Below are 13292 nucleotides of genomic sequence, written 5' to 3'. Positions count from 1 at the left end.
TCACCCCGGAGCGTGGTGGGCCAGCGCCAGATGCGGGTCCGCCTCGCCCGGCACCGGTGCCGGGTCGGCGTGGACCAGCGCGGCGGTGAGCCGCGGCACGGCGTGCAACAGGGCGTGCTCCGCCTCGACGGCGATGCCGTGGGCCCGGCGGACGGTCGCCTCGCCGTCGACGACCAGGGCGACCTCGGCGCGCAGCCGGTGCCCGACCCAGCGCAGCCGCAGCTCACCCACCCCGCGCACGCCGGGCACCTCGCGCAGCACCTGTTCCGCCCGGTCCACCAGCGCCGGATCGACGGCGTCCATCAGCCGCCGGAACACCTCGCGCGCCGCGTCCCGCAGGACCAGCGTGATCGCGGCCGTGATCGCCAGCCCCACCAGCGGGTCGGCGAGCCGCCACCCCAGTGCGGCGCCGCCGGCGCCCAGCAGTACGGCCAGTGACGTGTAGCCGTCCGTCCGCGCGTGCAGCCCGTCGGCGACCAGCGCCGCCGAGCCGATCTCCCGGCCCACCCGGATCCGGTACCGGGCCACCCACTCGTTGCCGGCGAAACCGGCCAGCGCGGCCGCCGCGACCGCCGGGACGTGCGAGACCGGGCGGGGGTCGAGGAGCCGGTCCACCGCCGTCCACCCCGCGAGGACCGCGGACGCGGCGATCGTCAGGACGATCACGACGCCGGCCAGGTCCTCGGCCCGCCCGTAGCCATAGGTGAAGCGCCGGGTCGCCGCGCGGCGGCCCAGGACGAAGGCGATGCCGAGAGGTACGGCGGTCAGCGCGTCGGCGGTGTTGTGCACCGTGTCGCCGAGCAGCGCCACCGACCCGGAGACCGCCACCACGGCCGCCTGCACGAGCGCCGTGGCGCCGAGCACCGCCAGCGACACCCACAGCGCGCGCAGCCCGCGGGCGGAGGACTCCAGGGCCGAGTCCACCTTGGCGGCGCTCTCGTGCGAGTGCGGGGTCAGCCGGTGGGTGAGACGGTGCCATCGGCCCCCGTGAGGACGGTGGCCGTCGTGGGGGTGATGCCGATGCGGGTCGCTCACGAGATGCCCCTTCCGGTGGTCCGGGTGGTCCGGTGCGGTGGGTGGACGCGTGGCGCCCACGGCAGCCATTATGTGCGTATGAGCGCACGCATGCACCTGTCAGCCGCGGACGACGCGCACCCGCGCACACCGGGCGAGGAGCAGTTCGCGCTCGCCGCCGAACTCCTCGCCCTGCTCGGCGACCGCACCCGCCTGACCCTGCTGCACGCCCTGACCGACGGTGAGGCCGACGTCACCACCCTCACCGAGGCGTGCGACGCGGCCCGGCCCGCGGTCAGCCAGCATCTGGCCCGGCTGCGGCTCGCGGGGCTGGTCAGCACCCGCAAGGAGGGGCGCCGGGTCGTGTACGCGCTGCGGGACGGGCATCTGCGCCGCCTCGTCGACGAGGCGCTGAACGTCGCCGACCACCGGCTCGGCGACCGGCCGCTGCACGACTGACCGGCAGCCTCAGCCGCCGGTGCGCACGCCCAGGTAGCGCTCGGCGAACTCCGTCGCCGCGACCGGCGAGTCGAACAGCCGGCGCAGCCTCGCCAGCGCCGCACCCGCGCGGTACGGGTCGCCCGACGCCGTGCCGTGGTACACCTCCGACAGCCACTGGGAGAACTCCTGGTAGTCCCAGGCCCGGGCGAGGCACGCCGCCGCGTACCCGGACAGCCCGGTGTCGTCGTCCTTCGTGAAGTGCGCCGCCAGCCCGTCGCCGAGCAGGAACGCGTCGTGCAGGGCGAGGTTCAGTCCCTTGGCGGCGATGGGCGCCGTCAGGTGCGCCGCGTCCCCGGCCAGGAAGAGCCGGCCGGAGACCACGGGTTCGACGACGTAGCTGTGCATGTCCAGGACGCGCCGCTCGATCAGCCGCCCTTCCTGGAGCGGCGGTGCGCCGGCCGCGCCCAGGCGCTCCCGCAGCTCGGTCCAGACTCGGTCGTGCGACCAGCTCTCCGGGTCGTCCCCCGGCGGGCACTGGAGGTAGTAGCGGGTCACCTCGGCGCTGCGGGGCATGTGGCCGGCGAAACCGCGCGGGTGCATGCCGAACACGACGCAGTCCGCGGACGGCGGCGCCTCGGCGAGCAGCGCCAGCCAGCCGACGCCGTAGTCGTGCCGGGCCAGCCGGGACCGCTCCGGGGGCAGCGACGCCCGCGTCACCCCGCGCGCCCCGTCGCAGCCCGCGACGAAGTCCGCCTGCACGTGCAGGCGTTCACCGGAGTCGGGGCACACGTACGACACCGACGGGCGGTCGGACTCCGGCTCGTGCAGGCGAACGTCCCGGACACCGAACCGGATCTCCCCGCCGCGCACGTCCGCGTACTCGCGCACCAGGTCCGTCACCAGGAACTGCTGCGGATAGACGTAGTGGTGCTGCCCCGTCAGCCGGGTGTACTCGAACCGGTACCGCTCCCCGGCGAACCGGAACTCGCACTCGGTGTGCGTCTGTGCCCGTTCCAGCAGGGTGCGCGCCAGCCCCCGCCGTTCCAGCCCGCGTACGGCCCACTCCTCGATGACCCCCGCGCGCGGCCGCCGTTCGACGAACTCACGGCTCTCGGTCTCCAGGACCAGACAGTCGACACCCGCGGCGCGCAGGACGGCGCCGATGGTGAGCCCGGCCGGCCCGGCGCCCACGACGACGACCGGAAAACGCTGCGCGGGAGCTGAGTCGGAGTGGGGGGAGGGTGCGGTCACGCGCACATTATGTGGGCGCCCGGACGCCCCCGGGAACGGCCGCGGGGTCTTCGTCCCGCGGTGCCGCAAATTCCCTGGCGGGCGGATGGGGAACTCAGGCGGAATTCCGCAGAACCAGACGCGTGGGTGTGACCACGGACGGCAGGGGCCGGGGGCCGTCTCCCCGGAGGGGCTGTCGCGATGTCCGGTCGCAGAGAAGCCGCGCCATCAGCCGTCCCATCTCCTCGATGTCCTGGTGCACCGTCGTGAGCGGTGGATCCGTGGCCTCGGCGATGGACTCGAGATTGTCGAAGCCGACCACGGCCACATCCCCCGGCACGCTGCGCCCCCGTTCCCGCAGGATCCGCAACGCGCCGGAAGCCATCAGGTCCGAGGCGACGAACACCGCATCCAGATCCGGCGCCCGACCGAGGAGCAGGGCCATCGCGTCGGCGCCGCCCTGCAGGGTGAAGTCACCCTCGGCGAGCAGGTGGGGCGGGGTGTCCAGGAGGACGTCGCGGTAGCCGTCGAGGCGGTCGATCGCGGCCGCCTGATTGAGCGGCCCGGTGATCGTCGCGATGCGCCGGCGTCCCAGAGACACCAAGTGCCGAACGGCTTCCCGGGCACCACCGCGGTTGTCGGCGTCGACGTAGGTGTAGACATCACCGCGATGTCCGGAGCCGGGGAGGGGACGTCCGCCGAAGACGGCGGGCAGCCCCATCTGCTCGACCATGTCCGGCAACGGGTCGTCGGCACGCAAGGAGAACAGCAGGGCGCCGTCGACATGGCCGCCGCCCAGGAAGTTGCAGACGCGCGGATAGTCGTCATGCTCCTCGATGAAGAGGAGGACCGGCTGGGCTCCGTGCTGAACGAGTTCCTGTCGGATGCCGCGGATCTGGCGGTCGAAGTAGGGGTCCACGAAGAGGCGGTTCTGCGGTTCGGTGACCACCACGGCGACGGCGTTGTTCCGGCGGGTGACGAGCCTTCTGGCCGCCTGGTTCGGTACGTAGCCGAGTTCCGCCACCGCTTCCCGAATGCGTTCGGCGACCGCGGCCCGCACCTTCGGCTCGCCGTTGATCACCCGCGACACGGTGGACTTCGACACCCCCGCCCTCAGCGCCACATCCTCAAGTGTGGGGCGTTGCCCGATCAGCCGTTCAGTCAACTCGATCTCCGATGCAGCGCAGTTCACCGTTGCCGCAGAGCACGTTAGCCGCCCGGGTGATCCCGGCGTCAGCCCAGGCGGGGGATCTCGATGGCCGGGCAGCGGTCCATGACCATCTCCAGGCCCGCGGACCGGGTCCGTTCGTACGCCGCCTCGTCGATCACGCCGAGCTGGAACCAGACCGCCCCGGCGCCCTTCGCGACCGCCTCGTCGGCGACCGGGCCGGCCAGGTCGCCGTTGACGAAGACGTCGACGACGTCCACGTCGAAGGGGATGTCGGCGAGGGAGGCGTACCCCTGCTCGCCGTGGACCGTCTCTGCCTTGGGGTGCACGGGCACGACGCGCTTGCCGAAGCGCTGAAGCACCTCGGCGACGCCGTACGCCGCGCGCTGCCGGTTGGACGAGAGGCCCACCACGGCCCAGGTGTCTCCCAGCTCGGTGAGGATCTTGCGGACTGCTGCCTCGTCGCCGTACACCGGCGGCCTCCTTCGGCTCCTGGGCGACCCGCGTGTCGCGTGTCGCGTCTCCCGGTCCCGTCAACGGTGCGCGAGGGGCCGAGATTCCCCGCTCGGGGCGGGAGCGGCGCGCGCGCCCCCTGTGCGTCACCGCGTCACCCCGCCTACGCTCACCCCGTGCTGCGCATCATCGACGCCCGGACCGGAGAGCCCGCCCCCGCCGCCCCCGCCCGGCGGGCCCCGACGCGGGTCGTGGCGCACGCGCCGGAGGCAGACACGACGACGCTGCGCGTGCTGCTCGTCGCCGACCTCCTGGTCCGCGCCCTGGAACTCGCCGGCACGCCCGCATGGGCACTGCTGCCCGCCGCGCGGGAGCCCGGCGGGCTGCGGGAGCGGGCGGCGGCCCTGGGCATCCGGCCCTTCGAGGACGGCGGCGCCGGACCGGACACCGGCCAGACCGTGCACGTCCGGCGCGCGGGCGGAACCCTCCCGGACGGTGTCACGATCGCCGTCGCGCCCGTGCACCCGGCCGCACCCGACCTCGCCGACCCGGACGCCGTGCGTCTCGCCCTGCTGGCACGGCACCACCACGCGCGCGTGGAGCTGGACGCGGCCGCCCTGGACGAGGCCCGCGACACCCTCGCGCGCCTGCGGAGCGCGGTCGCCGCCTGGGCGCGGCAGCCCTCGCGCCCGGTACCCGTCGAGGTGCGCGACCGGTTGCGGGCCGCCTGGGAGGACGACCTGGACGCGCCCGGGGTGCTGCGGGTCCTGCACGGCGTGGAGACCGACCCGGACCTGCCGGACGGAGCCCGCTTCGAGATCTGCGCCTACGCCGACCGCTTCCTCGGCCTCCACCTCACCCGCGATCTCGGAGCCCCCGCGTGATCGCGCGCCCCGGCTCCGGCCCGCTCCGCCGCCTGGTGGTCCTGCGGCACGCCAAGTCGGCCCGCCCCGAGGGCGTCGCCGACCACGACCGCCCGCTCGCCCGGCGCGGACTGCGCGACGCCCCCGCCGCCGGACGCGCCCTCGCGGAGCACGACTGGCTCCCCGACCTCGCCCTGTGCTCCACCGCCGTACGCGCCCGGCAGACCTGGGAGCTGGCCTCCGGGCAGTGGGGCACGCCCCCGCCGGTGCGCCACGACCCGCGCCTGTACGCCGCCGGCGTACCGACGCTGCTCGACGTCGTGCGCGAGGCGCCCGGCGACGTCGAGACGCTGCTCCTGGTGGGCCACAACCCCGGCCTGGAGGACCTCGTCGGCACCCTGGCCGGCGACGCCCTCGACGACGCGCTGGACCGGCTCCGGGCCAAGTACCCCACGTCGGCGGTGGCCGTACTGGACTGGCACGGCACCACCTGGCGGGCGCTCGCCCCCGGAGCGGCCCTGCTCACCGCGATGACGGTGCCGAGGGGCGGGCGGAAGTGAGCGCATAGGCTGGCCGTATGCAGGACGAGTACCGCACGGTCGCCCGCGCGGGTGTGCACGAGACCGAGATCAACCGCTCCCGCTTCCTGTGCGCCCTCGCCCCCGCCGCCACCGAGGAGGAGGCCCAGGCGTTCGTCGCGGGCGTACGCAAGGAGCACGCCGACGCCAGTCACAACTGCTGGGCGTACGTCATCGGCGCCGACGCCGCCGTCCAGAAGGCGAGCGACGACGGCGAGCCCGGCGGCACGGCCGGCGTCCCCATGCTCCAGATGCTGCTGCGCCGCGACATGCGGTACGTCGTCGCCGTCGTCACGCGCTACTACGGCGGCGTCAAGCTCGGCGCGGGCGGACTCATCCGCGCCTACGGGGGCGCGGTCGGCGAGGCGCTGGACGACCTCGGCACCCTCACCCGGCGCCGGTTCCGGCTGGTCACGGTGACCGTCGACCACCAGCGGGCCGGGCGGCTCCAGAACGACCTGCGCGCGGCGGGCCACGCGGTGCGCGACGTGCGCTACGCCGAGGCGGTGACCATCGAGGTCGGCCTGCCCGAGACCGAGGTGGAGACCTTCCGCTCCTGGCTCGCGAACGCCACCGCCGGGTCGGCCGGGCTCGAACTGGGCGGGGAGGCGTACGGGGAGGCGTGACGGCGGTGGCGAGGGCCGACCGGCGAACGACTGAGGTTCGTGGTGGATCAGGGGCCGGCGGGCGTTAGCGTGGTGGGTGCCGGTGACGGGAGTCGCACCGGTTATGGGGCGGAGTGAGGGGAAACATGCGGGTCGGGGCGATTCTGTGAGAATTCTGCACACTTCCGACTGGCATCTCGGCCGCGCGTTCCACCGGGTGAACATGCTCGACGCCCAGGAGGCGTTCATCGGCCACCTCGTGACGACCGTGCGCGAGCACGCCGTCGACGTCGTGGTCGTGTCGGGGGACGTGTACGACCGCGCGGTGCCGCCGCTCGCCGCCGTCGAGCTGTTCGACGACGCCCTGCACCGCCTCGCCGGGCTCGGCGTGCCCACCGTGATGATCTCCGGAAACCACGACTCGGCCCGTCGCCTCGGCGTCGGTGCCGGACTCATCGACCGCGCGGGCATCCACCTGCGCACCGACCCGGCCGGCTGCGGCACCCCGGTGGTGCTGCCGGACGCCCACGGGGACGTCGCCTTCTACGGCCTGCCGTACCTCGAACCGGCTCTGGTGAAGGCGGAGTTCGGGGTGGAGAAGGCAGGTCACGAGGCGGTGCTCGCGGCCGCCATGGACCGGGTGCGGGCCGACCTCGCCACGCGCGCGACGGGCACCCGTTCCGTCGTCCTCGCGCACGCCTTCGTCACCGGCGGCGAGCAGAGCGACAGCGAGCGGGACATCACCGTCGGCGGGGTCGCCGCCGTCCCCTCCGGTGTCTTCGACGGCGTCGACTACGTGGCCCTCGGCCACCTGCACGGCTGCCAGACCATCGGCGAGCGCGTCCGCTACTCCGGCTCCCCGCTGCCGTACTCCTTCTCCGAGCACCGGCACCGCAAGAGCGTGTGGCTCGTCGACCTGGACGCGGCCGGGACCGTCACCGCCGAGCGCGTCGACTGCCCGGTGCCGCGCGCGCTGGCCCGGCTCCGCGGCACGCTGGACGACCTGCTCGCCGACCCCGGGCTGACCCCGCACGAAGAGGCGTGGGTGGAGGCGACCCTCACCGACCCGGTCCGCCCGGACGATCCCATGGCCCGGCTCACGGAGCGCTTCCCGCACACCCTCAGCCTCGTCTTCGACCCCGAGCGCGCGCCCGGCGAACCCGGCGTGTCCTACGCCCGGCGCCTCGCCGACCGCAGCGACCAGCAGATCGCCGAGGACTTCGTGGCCCATGTGCGCGGCGCCGGACCCGACGACCACGAACAGGCCGTACTGCGGGACGCCTTCGACGCGGTGCGCGCCGACGAGACCGTGCGGGAGGTGTCCCGGTGAGGCTGCACCGGCTGGACCTCACCGCCTTCGGCCCGTTCGGCGGCGCGCAGAGCGTCGACTTCGACGACCTGTCCGGGGCCGGCATCTTCCTGCTGCACGGTCCCACCGGCGCGGGCAAGACGTCCGTCCTCGACGCCGTCTGCTACGCGTTGTACGGCTCCGTGCCCGGAGCCCGGCAGAGCGGCCAGGGCATGGCCCTGCGCAGCGACCACGCGGCGACCGGCACCCGCACCGAGGTCCGGCTCGAACTCACCGTCGCCGGACGGCGCCTCGAGATCACCCGGCAGCCGCCCTGGCAGCGGCCGAAGCTGCGCGGCAGGGGCACCACCGTCGACAAGGCCCAGACCTGGCTGCGCGAGTACGACGCGACCGCCGGGTCCTGGAAGGACCTGAGCCGCTCCCACCAGGAGATCGGTGAGGAGATCACACAGCTGCTCGGCATGAGCCGTGAGCAGTTCTGCCAGGTCGTGCTGCTGCCCCAGGGCGACTTCGCGCGGTTCCTGCGCGCCGACGCGGAGGCCCGCGGCAAGCTCCTCGGCCGCCTCTTCGACACCCGGCGCTTCGCCGAGGTCGAGCAGCGCCTCGCCGAACTGCGCCGGACCACCGAGGCCCGGGTCCGGGACGGCGACACCGCTCTGCTGGCCGACGCCCACCGGATGCAGCAGGCGGCCGGCGACGCCATGGAACTGCCGGAACTGGCACCGGGCGAGCCGGGCCTGGCCGAGACCGTCCTCGGCGCCGCCGCCGTCGCCCGCTCCACGGCCCGCGAACTGCTGACCGTCGCCGACTGCCGCCTCGCCGCAGCCGAGTCCGCACACGCCGCCGCCGACCGGGCCCTCGCCGACGCACGGGAACTGGACCGCTTGCAGCGCCGGTTCGCCCAGGCGCGGGAGCGGGCCGAGTGGCTGGCGGAGCGCACCGAGGCCCACCAGGCCGCGCAGCGGCGCATGGAGCGGTCCCGCAAGGCCGAGGCGGTCGCACCCGCACTGGAGTTGCGGGACGCCGCGGAGGCCGAACACGGGCGGGCGGCGGCCGCGGAGGCACGCGCGCGTGCCCGGCTGCCCGAGACCCTCGCCGACGCCGGTGCCGCCGGACTGGCCGCCGCCGCCCGCCGGGCCGCCGAGGAACTGGGCGGCCTGGAGTCGGCCCGCCGGGCCGAGCGGCGCCTCGCCGAACTGGCCGAGGAGCGGGCCGTGCTGGACCGTCAGGAACGCGCCGACGACGACGTCCGGCACGAGGCGGAGACCTGGCTCGCCGACTGGGAGGCCACCCGCACCGGACTCCAGGCACGCGTCGACGAGGCCCAGGAGGCCGCGACCCGCGCCGAACAGCTCGCCGTGCAACGCGACCCCGCGCGGCGGCGGCTGACCGCGGCCCGGCAGCGTGACCAGTTCGCCGCCGACACCGACGAGGCCCAGCGCCGGGCACTCGCCTCGGCCGAGCAGGCCGTCGCGGCCCGCGCCCACTGGCTCGACCTCAAGGAGCAGCGGCTGAACGGCATCGCCGCCGAACTCGCCGCCGGCCTCACCGACGGGGCGCCCTGCGCGGTCTGCGGCGCCACCGAGCACCCCGCCCCCGCCCGCCGGTCCGACGGCCACGTCGACCGCGCGGCGGAGGAGCGGGCCCTCACCGCCTACCAGCAGGCCGACGAGCGCCGCGCGGACGCCGAACGGCGCCTGGGCACCGTACGCGAGGCGCTGGCCGCCGCGACGGCCGAGGCCGGGGACGCGCCCACCGCCCGGCTGGCCGAGGAGGCCGGGGAACTGGAGCGCGAGTACGAGCGGATGCGCGCGGTCGGTTCCCGGCTGCACGCGGCGCAGGAGGAGCTGCGCCGCGCGGGGGACGAACGCGAGCGGCGCGTCGCCGCCCAGCAGCAGACCGCCGTACGGTCCGCCTCCCGGGTCGCGGGCCGCGAGCGGCTGGAGAGCGAACGGGCCGCGCTGGAGCGGGAGCTGACCCGGGCCCGCGGCACCGCCGGGAGCGTCGCGGCACGAGCCGCCCAACTGGAGTACCGGGCCGCCCTGCTCACCGACGCCGCCGACACCGCGCGCGCCGCGGAGGAGTCCGCCCAGCGGCTCAAGGACGCCGACGCGCGCCTCGCCGACGCCGCCTTCCGGGCCGGCTTCGACACCCCGGCGGACGCCGCCGCCGCGCTGCTCGACGACGACGCCCACCGCGAGTTGCAGCACCGGCTCGACGCCCGGGACGCGGAGGAGACCGCCGTCCGCGCGGTCCTCGCCGAGCCCGACACCGCCGACGCGGCCCGCCGCCCGCGGGCCGACCCCGCCGCGGCCGAACGCGCCGCCGCCGACGCGGGCCGGCGCCTGCGCGAGGCGTCCTCCGCCCAGGACGCCGCCGCCCGGCGCTGCGCCGAGCTGGACCGGCTCTCCGCGCGGGCCACCGACTCGGTGCACGGGCTCGCCCCGCTGCGCGAGGAGCACACCCGCGTCGCCCGCCTGGCCGGCCTCGCCGCGGGCACCTCCGCGGACAACGACCGCCGGATGCGCCTGGAGTCCTACGTCCTGGCCGCCCGCCTCGAACAGGTCGCCGCGGCCGCGACCGCGCGGCTCACCCGCATGTCCGCCGGCCGCTACACCCTGGTCCACTCCGACGACCGCACCGGCCGCGGCCGCAGCGGCCTCGGTCTGCACGTCGTCGACGCCTGGACCGGCCGGGAGCGCGACACGGCCACGCTCTCCGGCGGCGAGACGTTCTTCGCCTCGCTGGCCCTCGCGCTCGGCCTCGCCGACGTCGTCACGGACGAGGCCGGCGGCGTCCGCCTGGACACCCTCTTCATCGACGAGGGCTTCGGCAGTCTCGACGACCAGACCCTCGACGAGGTCCTCGACGTCCTCGACTCCCTGCGCGAACGGGACCGCAGCGTCGGCATCGTCAGCCACGTGGCCGACCTGCGGCGCCGGGTCCACGCCCAACTGGAGGTCGTGAAGGGGCGGTCGGGGTCCGCGCTGCGCCAACGGGGCACCGGCTGACCGGCCCGGCGGACCTCAGCGGCCCAGGGGGCGGCGGGGGAGCGGCGAGGAGTACACGACGCTCGTCGTGACCGACCCCAGGGCGCTGATCCGGCCGGACACCTCCTCCAGGTGCCGCATCGAACGGGCCGCCACCTTGATGACGAAGCAGTCGTCGCCCGTGACGTGGTGCGCCTCCAGGATCTCGGGCATGACCGCGACCAGGTCGTGGAACGGCTTGTAGTTGGCGACCGGATAGCGCAGCCGCACGAACGCCAGGATCGGCAGCCCGAGCCGCTCGGGGTCCACGACCGCCGCGTACCCCTGGATGATCCCGGCCTCCTCCAGCCGCCGCACCCGCTCGGTCACCGCGCTCGCGGACATCGACACGGCACGGGCCAGTTCGGCGAAACCGGCCCGCCCGTTGCGCTGAAGCGCGTCGAGGAGGAGCCAGTCGGTGGCGTCCGGGGAATACTCGGTCATGGGGGATGGGTAGCAGGGATTCCCCGGCCCAGCAAGTGAAAGGCCGGGGAATCGCCGTTCAGGTTCGTGGTCGCCGACCGTAGATTTCTGAACCGGAAGATCCGTCGAGGAGAGGCCGGACCATGAGTGTCGCCACCGTCAACCCCGTCCTGCGCGTCGCCCCCGCGCCGCCCGCCGAGGCCGCCGCGTACTTCCGGGCGAGCCTCGCCTTCCACACCGACGTCTCCGACGTCGCCGCCGCGACGGCGGCCGACGGGGGCCCCGGATTCACGCTGGTGGACTGCCGGTCCACCGAGTCCTGGGACCAGGGCCACGTACCCGGCGCCGTCCACCTGCCCACCGCGCACGTCGCCGGACAGGCCGGGCGCCTCCTGGACCCCGCCGTGCCGGTGGTGACGTACTGCTGGGGACCCGCCTGCGACGGCGCCACCCGCGCGGCGCTCGCCCTCGCCGAACTCGGCTACCACGTCAAGGAGATGCGCGGCGGCTTCGAGTACTGGGTGCGCGAGGGCTTCGCCTACGAGACCCGGCAGGGCACCGAACATCCGGCCGCCGATCCCCTGACCGTCCCGGTGGACGCGGACGACTGCGGCTGCTGACCGGCGTGTAGGTTCTGCCGCATGGTGCGATACGCGGAGCCGGGCGCGGTGGAGTGGGTCGAGTCGGGCGGGGGTCCGCTCATAGCGGTTCCGGAGACGGTCCTGCCGTTCTGGACCGGTGCCGACGGCGAGGACGCGGACTCCGACTACGACCGGGCCTGCGAGGTCGACGGCTACGTCGGTCTCCTCCCGGTCGGCGACTCCACCGCCCTGGTGCTCGGCGACGAACCCGCCTCGACCGCCTATCTGCCCGAGCACGGGACCTTCGTCCGCTGGTGCGCCGCCGACTCCGAGGCCGAGGTGCTGGCCGGGGTGCCCGCCGCCCTCGACACGGCCGAGTGGGAGCCCGAGGTGGCCTGGCGCGTGCCGGGACCGGTGGTCCTGTTCGACGCCGCCTGGCCCGGCGCCGCGTCGGAGCGCGCGGGGCGCGTGCGGGTCGCGCTCGACCCCGGCCGGTACGCGGTGCGCGCGGCCGAGGCGCGCCCGGGCGCGGAGACCTGGCTGAGCCTCGTCCAACTGCGGCGGCTCTCCGAAGGGTAGCCACCTGAGGTTGCCTGGTGCGGTGGGGCCGGTGCTGCTGTTCGGCACCGCCGGGCCCGGCACCGCCCCGGAGCGTGGCCGAGCCTCGTCCAGCTGCGGCGGCTCACCGACCGGTAGCCGCCGCGAAATTGACGTGCGGGGCCGCCGCGGCCCGCCCATCATGGGTGCCCATGCCCCCGCTTCCGCACCCCACCCCCGAAGAGCTGTGCCGCGATCCGCTGCCCCTGCGCGGCCGCACCGCCCTCGTCACCGGTGCCAGCCGGCGCGGCGGGATCGGCCACGCCGTGGCCCGCCGGCTCGCCGCCCACGGCGCGAGCGTCTACCTGCACCACCACGTCCCGCACGACGCCGCCATGCCCTGGGGCGCGGACCGCGTCGAGGACGTCACCGCCTCCGTCCGCGCCGCGCTGGGGGACCCGGACGCCGCCGTGCACGAGGGCCCCGCCGACCTCTCGGCCCCGGACGCGCCCGCCCGTCTCGTCGCCACCGCCGCCGAGGCGCTCGGCGGGCGGCTGGACGTCCTGGTCGCCAATCACGCCCTCAGCGGCTCCGACGGCACCCTCGACACGATCGACGCCGCGATGCTCGACGCGCACTGGCAGGTCGACACCCGCTCGGTACTGCTGCTGGTCCAGGCGTACGCCCGGCACCGCGCCGCACTGCCGCCCCGCACACCCGGCGGACGCGTCGTGATGATGACCTCCGGCCAGGACATCGCCGGCGGCATGCCCGGCGAGATCGCCTACGCGCTCCAGAAGGGCGCCCTGGCGTCCGTCACCCGCTCCCTCGCGACGACCCTCGCCGAGCACGCCGTCACCGTGAACGCGGTCAACCCCGGCCCCGTGGACACCGGTTACCTGACCGGCGACGCCTACGAGGCCGTCGCCGCGTGCTTCCCCGGCGGACGGTGGGGCATGCCCGACGACCCGGCCCGCCTCATCGCGTGGCTGGCCACGGACGAGGCGGCCTGGGTCACCGGACAGGTCGTCGACTCGGAGGGCGGATTCCGCCGGTGACCG

14 protein-coding genes are annotated in these 13292 nt (G+C 75.3%); 9 read left to right on the top strand and 5 right to left on the bottom strand.

Annotation, left to right across the window (positions count from 1 at the left end; translation table 11 throughout):
* Positions 1-1035: a cation diffusion facilitator family transporter gene (locus ACZ67M_RS26175; protein WP_450729649.1), complete on the bottom strand. Its 1035-nt coding sequence runs from the start codon at positions 1033-1035 to the stop codon at positions 1-3.
* A gap of 78 nt (positions 1036-1113) precedes the next feature.
* Between ACZ67M_RS26175 and ACZ67M_RS26170 the strand changes: the two genes are divergently transcribed.
* Positions 1114-1473, top strand: coding sequence for an ArsR/SmtB family transcription factor (locus ACZ67M_RS26170; RefSeq protein ID WP_385795417.1), 360 nt, complete (start codon positions 1114-1116; stop codon positions 1471-1473).
* Between the two features lie 9 nt (positions 1474-1482).
* On the opposite strand, the gene ACZ67M_RS26165 is transcribed toward ACZ67M_RS26170, so the two are convergent.
* The 3 genes from ACZ67M_RS26165 to ACZ67M_RS26155 form a co-directional block, all read right to left on the bottom strand.
* Entirely contained in the window at positions 1483-2706 is a 1224-nt protein-coding gene (locus tag ACZ67M_RS26165) for a 4-hydroxybenzoate 3-monooxygenase (protein ID WP_469852988.1), read from the bottom strand.
* Between the two features lie 94 nt (positions 2707-2800).
* Complete coding sequence (locus ACZ67M_RS26160) at positions 2801-3850, bottom strand: LacI family DNA-binding transcriptional regulator (RefSeq protein WP_469853056.1); 1050 nt, start codon at positions 3848-3850, stop codon at positions 2801-2803.
* A 68-nt stretch (positions 3851-3918) separates the two neighbouring features.
* Positions 3919-4326 (bottom strand): CoA-binding protein, encoded by a 408-nt coding sequence (locus ACZ67M_RS26155; protein ID WP_329469808.1) that lies wholly within the window; start codon positions 4324-4326, stop codon positions 3919-3921.
* A gap of 156 nt (positions 4327-4482) precedes the next feature.
* On the opposite strand from ACZ67M_RS26155, the gene ACZ67M_RS26150 reads away from it, so the two are divergent.
* The 5 genes from ACZ67M_RS26150 (at position 4483) to ACZ67M_RS26130 (ending at position 10672) form a co-directional block, all read left to right on the top strand.
* Complete coding sequence (locus ACZ67M_RS26150; protein ID WP_392018467.1) at positions 4483-5190, top strand: hypothetical protein; 708 nt, start codon at positions 4483-4485, stop codon at positions 5188-5190.
* The gene (locus tag ACZ67M_RS26145; protein WP_469852986.1) at positions 5187-5729 is read left to right on the top strand and encodes a SixA phosphatase family protein; all 543 of its coding nucleotides are present in this window, start codon (positions 5187-5189) and stop codon (positions 5727-5729) included. Before ACZ67M_RS26150 ends, ACZ67M_RS26145 begins: the two co-directional genes overlap by 4 nt.
* Before the next feature lie 17 nt (positions 5730-5746).
* On the top strand, positions 5747-6373 hold the full coding sequence (locus ACZ67M_RS26140) for a YigZ family protein (protein ID WP_361355659.1): 627 nt from the start codon (positions 5747-5749) through the stop codon (positions 6371-6373).
* Positions 6374-6518: 145 nt separating this feature from the next.
* Positions 6519-7682, top strand: coding sequence for an exonuclease SbcCD subunit D (locus ACZ67M_RS26135; protein WP_392238044.1), 1164 nt, complete (start codon positions 6519-6521; stop codon positions 7680-7682).
* On the top strand, positions 7679-10672 hold the full coding sequence (locus tag ACZ67M_RS26130; RefSeq protein ID WP_469852984.1) for an AAA family ATPase: 2994 nt from the start codon (positions 7679-7681) through the stop codon (positions 10670-10672). The genes ACZ67M_RS26135 and ACZ67M_RS26130 overlap by 4 nt, the downstream gene beginning before the upstream one ends.
* A 15-nt stretch (positions 10673-10687) precedes the next feature.
* Here ACZ67M_RS26130 and ACZ67M_RS26125 read toward each other — a convergent pair whose 3' ends face one another.
* Positions 10688-11134, bottom strand: a complete 447-nt coding sequence (locus tag ACZ67M_RS26125) for an Lrp/AsnC family transcriptional regulator (protein ID WP_122620962.1) — start codon at positions 11132-11134, stop codon at positions 10688-10690.
* A 122-nt stretch (positions 11135-11256) separates the two neighbouring features.
* Here ACZ67M_RS26125 and ACZ67M_RS26120 point away from each other — a divergent pair, with 122 nt between their 5' ends.
* The 3 genes from ACZ67M_RS26120 (at position 11257) to ACZ67M_RS26110 (ending at position 13289) form a co-directional block, all read left to right on the top strand.
* Complete coding sequence (locus tag ACZ67M_RS26120) at positions 11257-11733, top strand: rhodanese-like domain-containing protein (RefSeq protein ID WP_469852982.1); 477 nt, start codon at positions 11257-11259, stop codon at positions 11731-11733.
* A gap of 21 nt (positions 11734-11754) precedes the next feature.
* Positions 11755-12273 (top strand): immunity 21 family protein, encoded by a 519-nt coding sequence (locus ACZ67M_RS26115; RefSeq protein WP_392102808.1) that lies wholly within the window; start codon positions 11755-11757, stop codon positions 12271-12273.
* A 170-nt stretch (positions 12274-12443) separates the two neighbouring features.
* A complete protein-coding gene (locus ACZ67M_RS26110; RefSeq protein ID WP_469852980.1) occupies positions 12444-13289 on the top strand; it encodes an SDR family oxidoreductase in 846 nt (281 codons plus the stop codon).
* The last annotated feature ends 3 nt before the right edge of the window (positions 13290-13292 follow it).

Source organism: Streptomyces sp. NPDC107500 (assembly GCF_055582785.1).
Note: the sequence above shows the minus strand (reverse complement) of the source record. Positions and strands in the feature narration are given on the sequence as shown.